This is a genomic window from Actinacidiphila guanduensis (assembly GCF_900103985.1).
GTDB lineage: Bacteria > Actinomycetota > Actinomycetes > Streptomycetales > Streptomycetaceae > Actinacidiphila > Actinacidiphila guanduensis.
In genome coordinates, this window is the sequence record NZ_FNIE01000008.1 from 288,945 (window position 1) to 302,339 (window position 13,395).

11 protein-coding genes are annotated in these 13,395 nt (G+C 73.2%); 8 read left to right on the plus strand and 3 right to left on the minus strand.

Annotation, left to right across the window (positions count from 1 at the left end; all coding sequences use genetic code 11):
• Positions 1–63: 63 nt before the first annotated feature.
• The 6 genes from BLR33_RS19265 to BLR33_RS19290 all read left to right on the plus strand — a co-directional run bounded on the left by BLR33_RS19265 (position 64) and on the right by BLR33_RS19290 (position 7,491).
• Entirely contained in the window at positions 64–2,499 is a 2,436-nt protein-coding gene (locus BLR33_RS19265; RefSeq protein WP_093785757.1) for a Tex family protein, read from the plus strand.
• 136 nt (positions 2,500–2,635) lie between these two features.
• Positions 2,636–4,615: a Xaa-Pro dipeptidyl-peptidase gene (locus BLR33_RS19270; protein ID WP_407639701.1), complete on the plus strand. Its 1,980-nt coding sequence runs from the start codon at positions 2,636–2,638 to the stop codon at positions 4,613–4,615.
• A 98-nt stretch (positions 4,616–4,713) separates the two neighbouring features.
• Positions 4,714–4,896, plus strand: coding sequence for a hypothetical protein (locus BLR33_RS19275; RefSeq protein WP_093785759.1), 183 nt, complete (start codon positions 4,714–4,716; stop codon positions 4,894–4,896).
• Positions 4,897–4,961: 65 nt separating this feature from the next.
• A complete protein-coding gene (locus BLR33_RS19280) occupies positions 4,962–5,504 on the plus strand; it encodes an MOSC domain-containing protein (protein ID WP_093785760.1) in 543 nt (180 codons plus the stop codon).
• Between the two features lie 38 nt (positions 5,505–5,542).
• The gene (locus BLR33_RS19285) at positions 5,543–6,115 is read left to right on the plus strand and encodes an NADAR family protein (protein WP_176930339.1); all 573 of its coding nucleotides are present in this window, start codon (positions 5,543–5,545) and stop codon (positions 6,113–6,115) included.
• Positions 6,112–7,491, plus strand: a complete 1,380-nt coding sequence (locus BLR33_RS19290; protein ID WP_093785762.1) for an FAD-dependent oxidoreductase — start codon at positions 6,112–6,114, stop codon at positions 7,489–7,491. Before BLR33_RS19285 ends, BLR33_RS19290 begins: the two co-directional genes overlap by 4 nt.
• On the opposite strand, the gene BLR33_RS19295 is transcribed toward BLR33_RS19290, so the two are convergent.
• Positions 7,478–8,386, minus strand: a complete 909-nt coding sequence (locus tag BLR33_RS19295) for a hypothetical protein (RefSeq protein WP_093785763.1) — start codon at positions 8,384–8,386, stop codon at positions 7,478–7,480. The genes BLR33_RS19290 and BLR33_RS19295 overlap by 14 nt on opposite strands.
• Before the next feature lie 112 nt (positions 8,387–8,498).
• Entirely contained in the window at positions 8,499–9,107 is a 609-nt protein-coding gene (locus tag BLR33_RS19300) for a class I SAM-dependent methyltransferase (RefSeq protein ID WP_176930326.1), read from the minus strand.
• A gap of 13 nt (positions 9,108–9,120) precedes the next feature.
• Here BLR33_RS19300 and BLR33_RS19305 point away from each other — a divergent pair, with 13 nt between their 5' ends.
• Both BLR33_RS19305 and BLR33_RS19310 read left to right on the plus strand, forming a co-directional pair.
• Positions 9,121–9,456 carry a YnfA family protein gene (locus tag BLR33_RS19305; protein ID WP_093785764.1) on the plus strand — a complete coding sequence of 112 codons (336 nt, stop codon included), beginning with the start codon at positions 9,121–9,123 and terminating at the stop codon, positions 9,454–9,456.
• Positions 9,457–9,578: 122 nt separating this feature from the next.
• Complete coding sequence (locus BLR33_RS19310; RefSeq protein WP_143031717.1) at positions 9,579–10,871, plus strand: DUF6397 family protein; 1,293 nt, start codon at positions 9,579–9,581, stop codon at positions 10,869–10,871.
• Here BLR33_RS19310 and BLR33_RS19315 read toward each other — a convergent pair.
• A complete protein-coding gene (locus BLR33_RS19315; RefSeq protein ID WP_093785766.1) occupies positions 10,778–13,291 on the minus strand; it encodes a DEAD/DEAH box helicase in 2,514 nt (837 codons plus the stop codon). The two genes, BLR33_RS19310 and BLR33_RS19315, sit on opposite strands and share 94 nt — an antisense overlap.
• Between the last annotated feature and the right edge of the window lie 104 nt (positions 13,292–13,395).

Below are 13,395 nucleotides of genomic sequence, written 5' to 3' on the forward strand. Positions count from 1 at the left end.
CGCGCCCAGGGCGCCCCGGCCGTGTGCTTCCCCTCCACCGCCACGGGCGCCGCGGAGTCTACGATGCAGGGCAGACCCGGGGGCGCTCGCGGCCATGGCGCCGCGGCAGGCGAGTTGAGGAGCGAGATCATCAGCGGCAACGTGTCGGTGGAAGCCAGGATCGCCGAGGAGCTCGGCGTACGCGAAGGACAGGTCAGGGCGGCCGTGGACCTGCTGGACGGCGGGGCGACCGTGCCGTTCATCGCCCGCTACCGCAAGGAGGCCACCGGCACCCTGGACGACGCCCAGCTGCGCACCCTGGAGGAGCGGCTGCGCTACCTCAGGGAGCTGGACGAGCGGCGGGCGGCGGTGCTGGAGTCCATCGAGGCGCAAGGGAAGCTGGACGACGCGCTGCGGGCCCAGATCCTCGCCGCGGACTCCAAGGCCCGCCTGGAGGACATCTACCTTCCCTACAAGCCCAAGCGCCGCACCAAGGCACAGATCGCCCGCGAGGCCGGCCTCGAACCACTGGCCGACGCCCTGCTGTCCGACCCCGGTCTGGACCCCCAGACGGAGGCCGCCGCCTATGTGTCGGCCGACAAGGACGTCAACGACGCGGCCGCCGCCCTCGAGGGCGCGCGGGCCATCCTCACCGAGCGGTTCTCCGAGGACGCCGACCTCGTCGGCGAGCTGCGCGAGCGCATGTGGAACCGCGGCCGCCTGGTCGCCAAGGTGCGTGAGGGCAAGGAGGAGGCCGGCGCGAAGTTCTCCGACTACTTCGACTTCGCCGAGCCGTTCACCAAGCTGCCCTCGCACCGGGTGCTCGCCATGCTGCGCGGCGAGAAGGAGGAGGTCCTGGACCTCACCCTGGAGCCCGAGGAGCCCACCGAGGGCCCGAGCAGCTTCGAGCGCCGCATCGCCCAGCAGTTCGGCATCGCCGACCGAGGCCGCCCCGGCGACCGCTGGCTCGCCGACACCGTCCGCTGGGCCTGGCGCACCCGCTTCCTCGTCCGCCTCGGCATCGACCTGCGCGTCCAGTTGCGGCAGAACGCCGAGGACGAGGCGGTCCGCGTCTTCGCCGCCAATCTGCGCGACCTCCTGCTGGCCGCCCCCGCGGGCTCGCGCGCCACCATGGGTCTCGACCCGGGCCTGCGCACCGGCGTCAAGGTCGCCGTCGTCGACGGCACCGGCAAGGTCGTGGCCACCGACACGATCTACCCGCACGCCCCGCGCAACCGCTGGGACGAGTCGCTGGCCACCCTGGCGCGGCTGTGCGCAGCCCACCGGGTCGACCTCATCGCGATCGGCAACGGCACCGCGTCCAGGGAGACCGACAAGCTCGCCGCCGACCTGATCAAGGCCCACCCCGAGCTGAAGCTGACCAAGGCGGTGGTCTCCGAGGCGGGCGCCTCGGTCTACTCCGCCTCCGCGTACGCCTCGGCGGAGCTGCCCGAGCTCGACGTCTCGCTGCGCGGCGCGGTCTCCATCGCCCGCCGCCTGCAGGACCCGCTGGCCGAGCTGGTCAAGATCGACCCGCGCTCCATCGGTGTCGGCCAGTACCAGCACGACCTGTCCGAGGTGAAGCTGTCGCGTTCGCTGGACGCCGTGGTGGAGGACTGCGTCAACGGCGTCGGCGTCGACGTCAACACCGCCTCCGTGCCGCTGCTGCGGCGGGTCTCCGGCATCACCGAGGGCCTGGCCGCCAACATCGTCGCCCACCGCGACGCCAACGGCCCCTTCCGCAGCCGCAAGGCGCTCAAGGACGTGGCCCGCCTCGGCCCCAAGGCGTACGAGCAGTGCGCCGGCTTCCTGCGCATCCAGGGCGGCGAGGACCCGCTGGACGCCTCCAGCGTCCACCCCGAGGCGTACCCGGTGGTGCGCCGGATCAGCGCGGCCGCCAAGACCGACATCCCCGCGCTGATCGGCAACGGCTCGGTGCTGCGGGACCTGCGGCCCCAGGACTTCGTGGACGAGTCGTTCGGCCTGCCCACCGTCACCGACATCCTCGCCGAGCTGGAGAAGCCCGGGCGCGACCCGCGGCCCGCCTTCAAGACCGCCGCCTTCAAGGAGGGCGTGGAGGAGATGAAGGACCTGCGCCCGGGGATGCTGCTGGAGGGCGTGGTGACCAATGTCGCCGCCTTCGGGGCCTTCGTGGACGTCGGCGTCCACCAGGACGGCCTGGTCCACGTCTCGGCCCTGTCGGACTCCTACGTCACCGACCCGCGCGAGGTCGTCAAGCCCGGCGACATCGTGCGGGTGAAGGTGCTCGACGTGGACCTGCCCCGCAAGCGCATCTCGCTGACCCTGCGGCTGGAGGACGAGGCCGGGCCGCAGCGCGGCGGCCGCCGGGAGGGCGGCGAGCGGCGCGGCAACCCGCCACGCCAGGGCGGCAGGGGAGGCGGCCAGGGACGCCAGGGCGGGCAGGGCGGCGGGCAGGGCCGGCGCGGCTCCTCGCAGCCGGCGCCGGGCGGCGCGATGGCCGACGCCCTGCGCAGGGCCGGCCTGGCCGGCGGCAAGTAAGCCCCCGTCACCTGGAGCCGGGTCCTTACGCTTCGTCAGGTAAGGCCCGGCGCCCCGGAGTTCGGCCCTTACGGCCACGCCGGCCGGGACAATGGCCTCTGTTGGCGTGGCCCAGTCAAGGTTTAGCCTCTGGCTGGTGATCTCACAGCCGCGGACATCCCGCATCCCCTGGATCTCCTTGGCGGCGGCGCTCCTCGTCGCCCTGGCCGCCGCACTCCTCGCCCCCGCGCCCGCCCACGCGGCAGCCCGCGGCGCAGGCACCGTGCGGCACGGACTGAGCCAACCCGACTACTCCTACGCCGACGCCATCCGCGAGGCCGTCTGGGTCGACACCGGCATGGACGGCGACGGCGACGGCCGCACCGACCGCGTGGCAGCGGACATCATCCGCCCCCGCGAGCCCGCGCAGGCCGGCCGCAAGGTGCCCGTCATCATGGACGCGAGCCCCTACTACTCCTGCTGCGGCCGGGGCAACGAGAGCCAGATCAAGACCTACGACGCCGCCGGCGACATCGTCCAGGCGCCGCTGTACTACGACAACTACTTCGTGCCGCGCGGCTACGCCACCGTCCTGGTCGACCTCGCGGGCACCGACCGCTCCGACGGCTGCGTCGATGTCGGCGGTCCCTCCGACATCCAGTCGGCCAAGGCCGTCATCGACTGGCTCAACGGCCGCGCCAAGGGCTACAGCGCCCGCTCCGGCGGCCACACCGTCACGGCCGGCTGGACCAACGGCGACGTCGGCATGATCGGCAAGAGCTGGGACGGCACCATAGCCAACGGCGTGGCCGCCACCGGCGTGAAGGGCCTGAAGACCATCGTGCCGATCAGCGCCATCTCCTCCTGGTACGACTACTACTTCCACCAGGGCGCCGCGCTCCAGGACGGCCCGGAGTGGCTGTCGGACCTGGTCGAGAGTGACAGCGCGCACGCCGACTGCGCCGCCGAGCAGCAGAAGATCATCGACGGCTCCCCGCGCTCGGGCGACTGGACGCCCTTCTGGACCGCCCGCGACTACGTCAAGGACGCCGGCAAGGTGCGCGCCAGCGTCTTCGCCGTCCAGGGCATGCAGGACCTCAACGTCCGCACCAAGCACTTCGGCCAGTGGTGGACCGCCCTGGCCGCGCACGGCGTCGAGCGCAAGGTGTGGCTGTCGCAGACCGGGCACGTCGACCCCTTCGACTACCGCCGCGACGCCTGGGTGCCCACCCTGCAGCGCTGGTTCGACCACTACCTGCTGGGCGTCGACAACGGTATCCAGCGCGAGCCGATGGCCGACATCGAGCGCAGCGTCGACCACTGGACCACGGACCGCGTCTGGCCGGCCCCCGGCACCAAGGACACCTCGCTCGTCCTCGGCCCGACCGCCACGGCCGGCCTCGGCACCCTGGGCACCACCGGGCACGCCGCCCCCGGCACCACCGAGTCCTTCACCGACGACCCGAACCTGTGGGAGGAGGACTGGGCGTCCTCCGTCGACACCCCCACCCCCGCCAAGACCGCCTTCACCACCGGAGTGCTCACCAAGGACCTGCGGATCTCCGGCGGCGGCACCGTGACGGTGACCGCCACCTCCACGACCACCAGCGCCCACCTGTCGGCGGTCCTGGTCGACCTCGGCCCCGAGACGATCAGGAACTACCTGGGCGGCGGCGAGGGCATCACCACCCTGGGCACCCGCTCCTGCTACGGCGAGAGCACCGCCGGTGACAGCGCCTGCTACCTCGACACCGCGGCCGACACCGAGAACGTCGACCACAACGTCTTCAGCCGCGGCTGGGCCGACCTCGGCCACTACAAGTCGCTGGAGCACGGCGTGCCGCTGGTCCCGGGACGGCCGTACACCATGACGATCCAGCTTGCCGCCACCGACCACGTGGTGCCCGCCGGGCACCGCCTCGCGCTCATCGTGGCGGGCACCGACGGCGGCCTCATCCTGCCGCCCGACACCACCCCCACCGTCGGCATCGACCTGGCGCACACAGTGGCCCACCTGCCGATCGTCGGCGGGGCCGGCGCCCTGCACGCACAGCCGGCGGCGGCCCGCACCGCCCACCAGGCGCTCAGGCCCGCCGCGCCCGCCCCGGCCCTGACCCCGGCGGCAACGCTGGGCTGACGGGAACCGGCATGGGGAACCGCACCGGCCCGCAGCGCGTTGCAGTGGGTAGGAACACGCTGTGGCCGGTGTCGGCCGGAAATGCGGAGGCGGGGATCATGACCAATCGCACGAAGATCGCCATCGGCGGCGTGGTGGTGGGGCTCATCCTGCTGGCCTGGATCCCCTGGTGGCTGTTCCTCCTGATCGTCGTCGGCATCCCCGCCGTCGCCTACTTCAGCCTGGACTCCTCGCAGCGCCGCAGGCTGCGGCGGGTCTCCCGGCGGCAAATCGGTCGCTGACCCCGGTGCTTCCCCGTTAGGGTGAGGCATCGGGTCAGGGCATCCGATCGAGGGGAAGCACTCTCATGCACGGCACGGTCGTCTCCGTCAGCCGCGACACCGACCACCGGTTCAGCAAGCCCGTCCAGGACAGCATCCGCCTCCTCGCCGGGCTCGGTGTCGAAGGGGACGCGCACCTGGGCACCACCGTCCAGCACCGCTCCCGCGTGGCCAAGGACCCCACCCAGCCGAACCTGCGGCAGGTCCACCTCATCCACTCCGAGCTCTTCACCGAGCTGCGGGCCGCCGGTTACGACGTCGCCCCCGGCGACCTCGGCGAGAACATCACCACCGCCGGTCTCGACCTGCACGCCCTGCCCACCGGCACCCGCCTCGGCCTGGGCCCGCAGGCCCGCGTGGAGATCACCGGGCTGCGCAACCCCTGCCTGCAGATCGACGCCTTTCGTGCCGGGCTGCTCAAGCGGGTGGTGTGGCGCGACGAGGAGGGCCGGCTGGTCCTGCGAGGCGGCGTGATGGGCGTCGTCCTGGAGAGCGGCACCGTCCAGCCGGGCGACGCCATCGGGGTCGAGCTGCCCGCAACCCCGCACCGCCCCCTGGAGAGGGTCTGACCGCCGTGGCGAGCACTCCGGCGGCGACCCCCGGCACCCTGCGGTCCGCCGAGGACCTCGCCGCCTGGGTGGCGAGCGGCGGGCGGGTGAAGTACCTGCACTTCTGGGGCCACCAGCCGCAGCGCGACGGCAGCGTCGGCCCCGGCTGCCTCAGCCAGTGGTGGCCCTCGCCCTTCACCGTGGACGGCGTCACCTACGCGACCGCCGAGCACTGGATGATGGCCGCCAAGGCCCGCCTCTTCGGCGACGCCGACGCCGAGCGGCGCGCCCTGACCGCGGGCCACCCCCACGCGGCCAAGGCGGTCGGCCGCACCGTGCGCGGTTTCGACGAGGAGGTCTGGCGGCGCGAGCGGTTCGCCCTGGTGGCCGAGGGCAGCGAGCACAAGTTCCGCGCCCATCCGGACCTGCTGCGCTATCTGCTCGGAACAGCCGATCGCGTCCTGGTCGAGGCCAGCCCGCTCGACCGGGTCTGGGGCATCGGCCTGGCCGCGGACGACGAGCGGTCCGCCCGGCCGGACGCCTGGCGCGGCCTCAACCTGCTCGGGTTCGCGCTCATGGAAGCCAGGGCGCGCCTGGCGGCGCAGGTCACCGGCACCCAGGTGCGCGCATGAGCGAGCGCCTGGTGGTCGTCGGCGGCGACGCGACCGGTATGTCCGCCGCCTCCCAGGCCCGCAGGCGTCGCGACGCTGACGACCTGGAGATCGTCGCCTTCGAACGCGGCAGGCATGTCTCCTACAGCGCCTGCGGCATCCCGTACTGGATCGGCGGCGCCACCGACGGCCCGGACGCCCTGATCGCCCGCACGGCGAAGGAGCACCGCGCCCGCGGAATCGACGTGCGCCTGGGCAGCGAGGTCACCACCGTCGACGCCGACGCGGGCCGGGTGCTGGTGCGCGGCCCCGAAGGGCGCGAGGAGTGGACCGGCTACGACCACCTGGTCCTGGCCACCGGAGCCGTCCCCATCCGCCCGCCGATCCCCGGCATCGACGCCCGAGGCGTCCACGGCGTGCAGACCCTGGACGACGGCGAGGCCGTCCTACGAGGCCTGGACGGCGAGGGGATCCGGCGCGCCGTCGTGGTCGGCGGCGGCTACATCGGCGTGGAGATGGCCGAGGCCATGCTGCGCCACGGCCTGGACGTCACCCTCGTCGACCGCAACCCGCAGCCCATGAACACCCTCGACCCCGACATGGGCCGCCTGGTGCGCACCGCTCTCGAAGGGCTCGGTGTGAGCGTGGTGTCCGGGGCGGCGGTCCGCGAGGTGCTGACCGACAGGGAGGGCCGCGCCCGGGCCGTCGCCACCGACGGCGGCGAGTACCCCGCCGACATCGTGGTGCTGGGCCTGGGCGTCCGGCCCGCCACCGCGCTCGCGCGGGCGGCCGGTCTTCCCCTCGGCGAGCACGGCGGCCTGCTCACCGACCGCGCCATGCGGGTCCGCGGGACCGAGCGGATCTGGGCGGGCGGTGACTGCGTCGAGGTGCTGAACCTGGTCTCGGGCACCTTCAAGCACGTCCCCCTGGGCACTCACGCCAACAAGCACGGCCGGATCATCGGCACCAACATCGGCGGCGGGTACGCCACGTTCCCCGGTGTCGTCGGCACGGCGGTCAGCAAGGTGTGCGAGGTCGAGATCGCCAGGACCGGCCTGAAGGAGTCCCAGGCGTGCGCCGCCGGCCTGGACTTCGTCACGGCCGTCATCGAGTCCACCGGCCGCGCCGGCTACTACCCGGACGCCGACCCGATGACCGTCAAGATGCTCGCCGAGCGCGGCACCGGCCGGCTGCTCGGCGTTCAGATCGTCGGCGGCCAGGGCGCCGCCAAGCGGGTCGACGTCGGCGCGGTCGCCCTCACCGCCGGGCTGACCGTCGCCGCCATGGTCGACCTCGACCTCGGCTACGCGCCGCCCTTCTCGCCGGTGTGGGACCCGGTGCTGGTCGCCGCGCGCAAGGCCGCCGACGCGGTCGCCGCCGACGTCAGGGGACGCTGACCACCGCGTCGGCCGCAATCCGTTCCAGCGCCTCCAGCAGCGGCGGCAGCGACGGTCCGCGGCCGACCGGCAGCACCTCGCCCGGGGCGTCGTCCAGCAGCACGAACGCCATGTCGTCGGCCCGGCCGACCAGGCTCCACCCCGGACCGTCCGCCCGCACCGCGCCGTAGGCGGCGCGCACCCGGCCGGGCGGCGGAGGCGTGCGCACGTACTCCTCGGCTCCGGCAAGGGCCTTGCGGACGCCCTGGTGGGAGATGGGCGCGACGCCTGCCTCGCCGGAAGGGGACCCGGCTGTGCCCTCCTGCGCGGCAGGTGCCTCTGCGCTGCCGGGCGCGCCCTTCTCGGCCTGCGCGACCTCGGCTGTTCCTGAGGCATCCGGCTCCTGCCCCGGCTCGTCGCCGGAGGCCGCCGCCTCGAATCCGTCCCGCCACTCACGCCAGCGCATGGCGATCTCGTCCGCGCCCAGCCGCCGCTGCGGCGGCCCCCACACCGACACGTCCGGGGGCGTGAGTGCGGGACCCGCACCCAGTTCCTCGCCCGGGTCGTACGGGTCGGGGAGGCCGGGCACGGCCACGGCGACCGGCAGCGGCCAGCCCGGCAGCGAGGCGATCATGGTGGACTCGTCCGGCGACAGGTCGTACTCCAAGCCGCAGTCCCAGGCCGCCAAGGCGCAGGCCACCATCGCGGAGTCGGTGGTGGCCACCGTCCAGCGCGCGCCCTTGCCGTCCTGGCCGAAGACCAGGCCGTACCCGGTCTCCAGCGGCTCCAGACCGAGGAAGGCGCAGGCCGCGGGGTAGTCGTCGCCGAGTACGCCCGGATAGCGCCCGGGTGTCAGCATCGCCGCGGTCAGTACGAACAGCTCGTCGTCACCCGCGCTCTGCGGCTCGTCGCCCATGCCTCTGCCTCCCTCTCGCGTGGTCCGCCGCACCCTAACCAGGCGGTAACCCTCGCGTCGAGGGGTCGCGGAGCGCGGCAATCCGCTCCGGGCTCCTGAGACCGTCCCGCGGTCAGCTCTTCCTGACCGCCAGCGCCAGGTAGCGGGTGTCCGTGTCGTCCAGCAGCAGCAACTCCCAGCCGGTCGTGGCCAGAAGCCTGCCCACCTGCGGTTCGGCGCGGATGTCGTCGGCCCGCAGGGCGTTGCCGTGCCGGGCGGCGAGGGCGGCGCGGCCGCGCGGGTGGAACATCGCGAGGCGGCCGGCCGGCCGTGTCACCCGGGCCAGTTCGCGCAGGCCCACGGCGGGGTCCGGCATGTGGTGCACCAGCCCGGAGGCGAGCACCGCGTGAAAGGCGCGGTCCGCCATCGGCAGCCGCCCGCAGTCCGCCTCGACGAGGCCTCCGTGCTCGCGCCGCCCCAGCGCCGCCGCCTCCCGCAGCATCTCCGGCGTCAGATCCACGCCGACGACGGTGCCACCGGCGCCGACGGCCTCGCGCAGCAGCGGCAGAGCGCGGGCGGTCCCGCATCCCGCGTCGAGTGCGCTGTCCCCCTCCTGGAGGCCCAACTCCTCGACCACCGCCTCGAAAGCGGGCCGGTCGTCGGGGAAGCGCTGCTCCCAGCCGCTCGCGCGGGCGGCGAAGAACTCCTTGACGTGCTCGTGCTCACTGTTCATTCCGGCCATGCATCATGGTTGCATGATCACCCTGCGTTCCGTCGCCTTGTTCCTGGTCGCAGCCGTGCTGGAGATCGGCGGCGCCTGGCTTGTCTGGCAGGGCTGGCGCGAGCACCGCGGAATCGGCTGGATCGCGGCGGGCATCGTTTCGCTCGGGCTGTACGGGTTCGTCGCCACCCTCCAGCCGAGTTCCGACTTCGGCCGCGTCCTGGCCGCCTACGGCGGGGTGTTCGTCGCCGGCTCGCTGGCGTGGGGCATGGTGCTGGACGGCTACCGGCCCGACCGCTTCGACGTGGCCGGCGCGGCGGTCTGCCTGCTCGGTGTCGCGATCATCATGTACGCCCCGCGCCGCGGCTGAGCCCGGCCGGGCAGGCCCGAGTCCTGCGGAGAAAAAGTTATCCACAGGCCCTCCGTGGGGTGTCGGCGCTTCGCGCTAAGTTCGTCACTGTCAGTGATCGAGCAATGCGAGGAGTGAGGAAAATGAGTACGACACGGCAGCGGAAGCAGTCCCGGCGGAGCGCGGTGGTGCCCGCGAGGACATCGGCGCCCGTGAAAGCGGTCGAGATGGTCTCCCTCGGGCAGGCACGGGAGACCCTGGGGCTGGGCTTGGAGGAGTTCGACCTCGCCCTGCAGCTCGGCGAGGTCCCGGCGGTCGGCTGCGGGCCCCACACATGGAAGGTGCCGGCGGGCGAGGTGGAGCGGCTGTGCGCGGAGCCGGGCCATCCGCAGCCCCTGCTGGAGCGGATCCGCCTGATCGGCTCCGCCGAGGCGGCCAAGATCCTCGGAGTGGGCAGGGAGCGGTTCGTCCGGCTCGCGAAGGCCGGCTTCGTCCGCCCGGCCCGCTGGTACGTCAACCGGTACCGGGCACTGGTGTGGCTGTATCCCGCGCACGAGGTGCCACAGCTGGCCGAGGAGCACCCGGCCCTGCTGCATCGGCCGCTGCCGGCGGGCCTGCGCGAGGCGGTGGCGGCAGGCGAGGACCAGCGGGCCCGCGGCTGGCGCTCCCGGCGCGTCGCCCAGCTGGTGCGTGACGCCTACGACGCGTGGGAGGAGGCCGCCGTATGGGCGGCCCTGCTCGGCCCCGAGGCGCTCGACACCGCGGTGCCCGACGTCTCCGAGCGGGCCCATCTGCGCCGACTGCGCGGCACCCTCCCGCCGGGCCGGACCGGGCTTGCCACCCCCGAGCAGATCCGGAAGCTCACCACGGCCGACCATCCCGACGAGATCACGCTGGCTCTCTTCGCCCTGGCCGACGCCCTGCGCAGGGCCAGGGCGGAGCGTCCGGCACCGGCCCCCGCAGCAGTCCCGGCCGGGCCCGACCGCCAGGGAAGTCCCGGCCTCGCGCCCCCGCCGATCGCGGGCACGGCGCGGGCCCATCCGCTCGCCGCGGCCGGCCCGAGCGGGACCCTGTTCGCGGTCCCTGTCCCGGCTCCGGCGCCCCGGCCCGCTCCCGCGGCGCCGCAGACGCTGCCGACGGAGGAAGTGCCGCTCCCGGCCGGGCCCGAAGCGCCCGTCCGCACCCCCGCTCGCGCGCCCGCCCACATCCCGGCCCGGGTTCCGGCCCATGCCGCGCCGCGGCCCGGGCACGGGCGGCGGCTGCTCCACCTGCTGGGCCGCGGCCGCAGATCAGGCCGGGCGGCGCCGGCGGGGCGCGGTGGGCACGAGTCCGCCGGTCCCGGTCACAGCTCGCCGACGTCGGTGACGCGGACGACCGCCCGGCCCTCCTCGTCGGAGGCGGCCAGGTCCACTTCGGCGGAAATGCCCCAGCCATGATCGCCCTCGGGGTCGGCGAACGTCTGCCGCACCTGCCACAGGCCCTTCGCCGGCTGCTCCTCGATGAGCAGCAGCTTGGGACCGCGGGCGTCGGGCCCGGTGCCGAGGTCGTCGTACTCCTCCCAGTAGGCGTCCATGGCGTCGGCCCAGGCGTCGGCGTCCCACCCGGACTCCCCGTCCAGCTCGCCGAGTTGGTCGTACTTCTCCAGCGCGGCCAGCTCGACCCGCCGGAAGAGGGCGTTGCGCACCAGCACCCGGAAGGCCCGCGCGTTGGCCGTGACCGGCTTGACCTGGTCGGCGCGCTCGGCCGCCTCCTCGGCGGTCTCCTCCTCGGGGTTGGCCAGCTGCTCCCACTCGTCGAGCAGGCTGGAGTCCACCTGGCGTACGAGTTCGCCGAGCCAGGCGGTCAGGTCCTGGAAGTCCTCGGACTTCAGGTCGTCCGGCACGGTGTGGTCCAGCGCCTTGTACGCGCCCGCGAGGTAGCGCAGCACGATGCCCTCGGTCCTGGCCAGTTCGTAGAAGGAGACGAACTCCGAGAAGGTCATCGCCCGCTCGTACATGTCCCGCACCACGGACTTCGGCGAGACGGGGTGGTCGCCCACCCACGGGTGGCTCCTGCGGTAGACGCCGTAGGCGTGCACCAGCAGCTCCTCCAGCGGCTTGGGATAGGAGACCTCCTGGAGCCGCTCCATCCGCTCCTCGTACTCCAGCCCGTCGGCCTTCATGGCCGCCACCGCGTCGCCGCGCGCCTTGTTCTGTTGGGCGGCCAGGATCTGCCGCGGGTCGTCCAGCGTGGACTCCACCACCGAGACCATGTCCAGCGCGTAGGAGGGGGACTCGGGGTCGAGCAGGTCGAAGGAGGCCAGCGCGAAGGTGGACAGCGGCTGGTTGAGCGCGAAGTCCTGCTGCAGGTCCACGGTGAGGCGCACGATCCTGCCCTCGGCGTCCGGGGTCTCCAGCCGCTCCACCACGCCGCCGTCCAGCAGCGAGCGGTAGATGGCGATGGCCCGCCGGATGTGCCGCAGCTGGGAGCGTCGGTCCTCGTGGTTGTCCTCCAGCAGCCGCCGCATGGCCTCGAAGGCGTTGCCCGGCCGGGCGATCACCGACAGCAGCATCGCGTGGGTGACGCGGAAGCGCGACGTCAGCGGCTCGGGCTCGGAGGCGATCAGCTTCTCGAAGGTGTTCTGCCCCCAGCTGACGAAGCCCTCGGGTGCTTTCTTGCGTACCACCTTGCGGCGCTTCTTCGGGTCGTCACCGGCCTTCGCCAGCGCCTTCTCGTTCTCGATCACGTGCTCGGGCGCCTGGGCGACGACGAACCCGGCGGTGTCGAAGCCGGCCCGGCCCGCCCGGCCGGCGATCTGGTGGAATTCGCGGGCCCGCAGCACCCGCACCCGCTGCCCGTCGTACTTCGTCAGCGCGGTGAACAGCACCGTGCGGATCGGCACGTTGACGCCGACGCCGAGGGTGTCGGTGCCGCAGATCACCTTCAGCAGGCCGGCCTGCGCGAGCTTCTCCACCAGCCGCCGGTACTTCGGCAGCATGCCGGCGTGGTGGACGCCGATGCCGTGCCGCACGTAGCGCGAGAGGTTGCGGCCGAAGGCGGTGGTGAAGCGGAAGTTGCCGATGACGTCGGCGATGGCGTCCTTCTCGGCCCGCGAGCACATGTTGATGCTCATCAGCGCCTGCGCCCGCTCCACCGCCGCGGCCTGCGTGAAGTGCACGATGTAGACGGGGGACTGGCGGGTCTCCAGCAGTTCGGTGAGGGTCTCGGTGAGCGGCGTGCTGCGGTACTCGTAGCTCAGCGGGACCGGCCGGGTCGCCGAGCGCACCACCGCGGTGGGCCGCCCCGTGCGCCGGGTGAGGTCCTCCTCGAAGCGGGACACGTCGCCGAGCGTCGCCGACATCAGCAGGAACTGCGCCTGCGGCAGCTCCAGCAGCGGGATCTGCCAGGCCCAGCCGCGGTCCGGCTCGGCGTAGAAGTGGAACTCGTCCATGACGACCTGCCCCACGTCGGCGTCCTTGCCGTCACGCAGCGCGATGGAGGCGAGCACCTCGGCAGTGCAGCAGATCACGGGGGCGTCCGGGTTGACCGAGGCGTCGCCGGTGAGCATCCCGACGTTCTCGGTGCCGAAGAGCTTGCACAGGTCGAAGAACTTCTCCGAGACCAGTGCCTTGATGGGCGCGGTGTAGAAGGTCACCTCGTCGCGGGCGAGCGCGGCGAAGTGCGCGCCCGCGGCGACCAGGCTCTTGCCCGACCCGGTCGGGGTGGACAGGATCACGTTCGCTTCCGAGACCACCTCGATCAGCGCCTCCTCCTGGGCCGGGTAGAGGGTGATGCCCTGGCCCTCGGCCCACGTCGAAAAGGCTTCGAAGAGGGCGTCGGGATCGGCGTCGGACGGCAGCTGATCGATAAGGGTCACCCCTCCATCTTGCCCGTCCCCGCTCCCGCGGGTGGAACCGGAGGAGAAGCCGATGATCACCAGCGGTAGGGTGTGCGCTCGACACGGGGTCAACTCCGCCACCG

Coding starts and splice junctions, on each gene's coding strand:
- BLR33_RS19310 (WP_143031717.1), top strand. CDS start 9,579: ATGAGTACGACACGGCAGCGGAAGCAGTCCCGGCGGAGCGCGGTGGTG.
- BLR33_RS19265 (WP_093785757.1), top strand. CDS start 64: ATGCAGGGCAGACCCGGGGGCGCTCGCGGCCATGGCGCCGCGGCAGGC.
- BLR33_RS19280 (WP_093785760.1), top strand. CDS start 4,962: ATGCACGGCACGGTCGTCTCCGTCAGCCGCGACACCGACCACCGGTTC.
- BLR33_RS19290 (WP_093785762.1), top strand. CDS start 6,112: ATGAGCGAGCGCCTGGTGGTCGTCGGCGGCGACGCGACCGGTATGTCC.
- BLR33_RS19305 (WP_093785764.1), top strand. CDS start 9,121: ATGATCACCCTGCGTTCCGTCGCCTTGTTCCTGGTCGCAGCCGTGCTG.
- BLR33_RS19295 (WP_093785763.1), bottom strand. CDS start 8,386: ATGGGCGACGAGCCGCAGAGCGCGGGTGACGACGAGCTGTTCGTACTG.
- BLR33_RS19300 (WP_176930326.1), bottom strand. CDS start 9,107: ATGGCCGGAATGAACAGTGAGCACGAGCACGTCAAGGAGTTCTTCGCC.
- BLR33_RS19275 (WP_093785759.1), top strand. CDS start 4,714: ATGACCAATCGCACGAAGATCGCCATCGGCGGCGTGGTGGTGGGGCTC.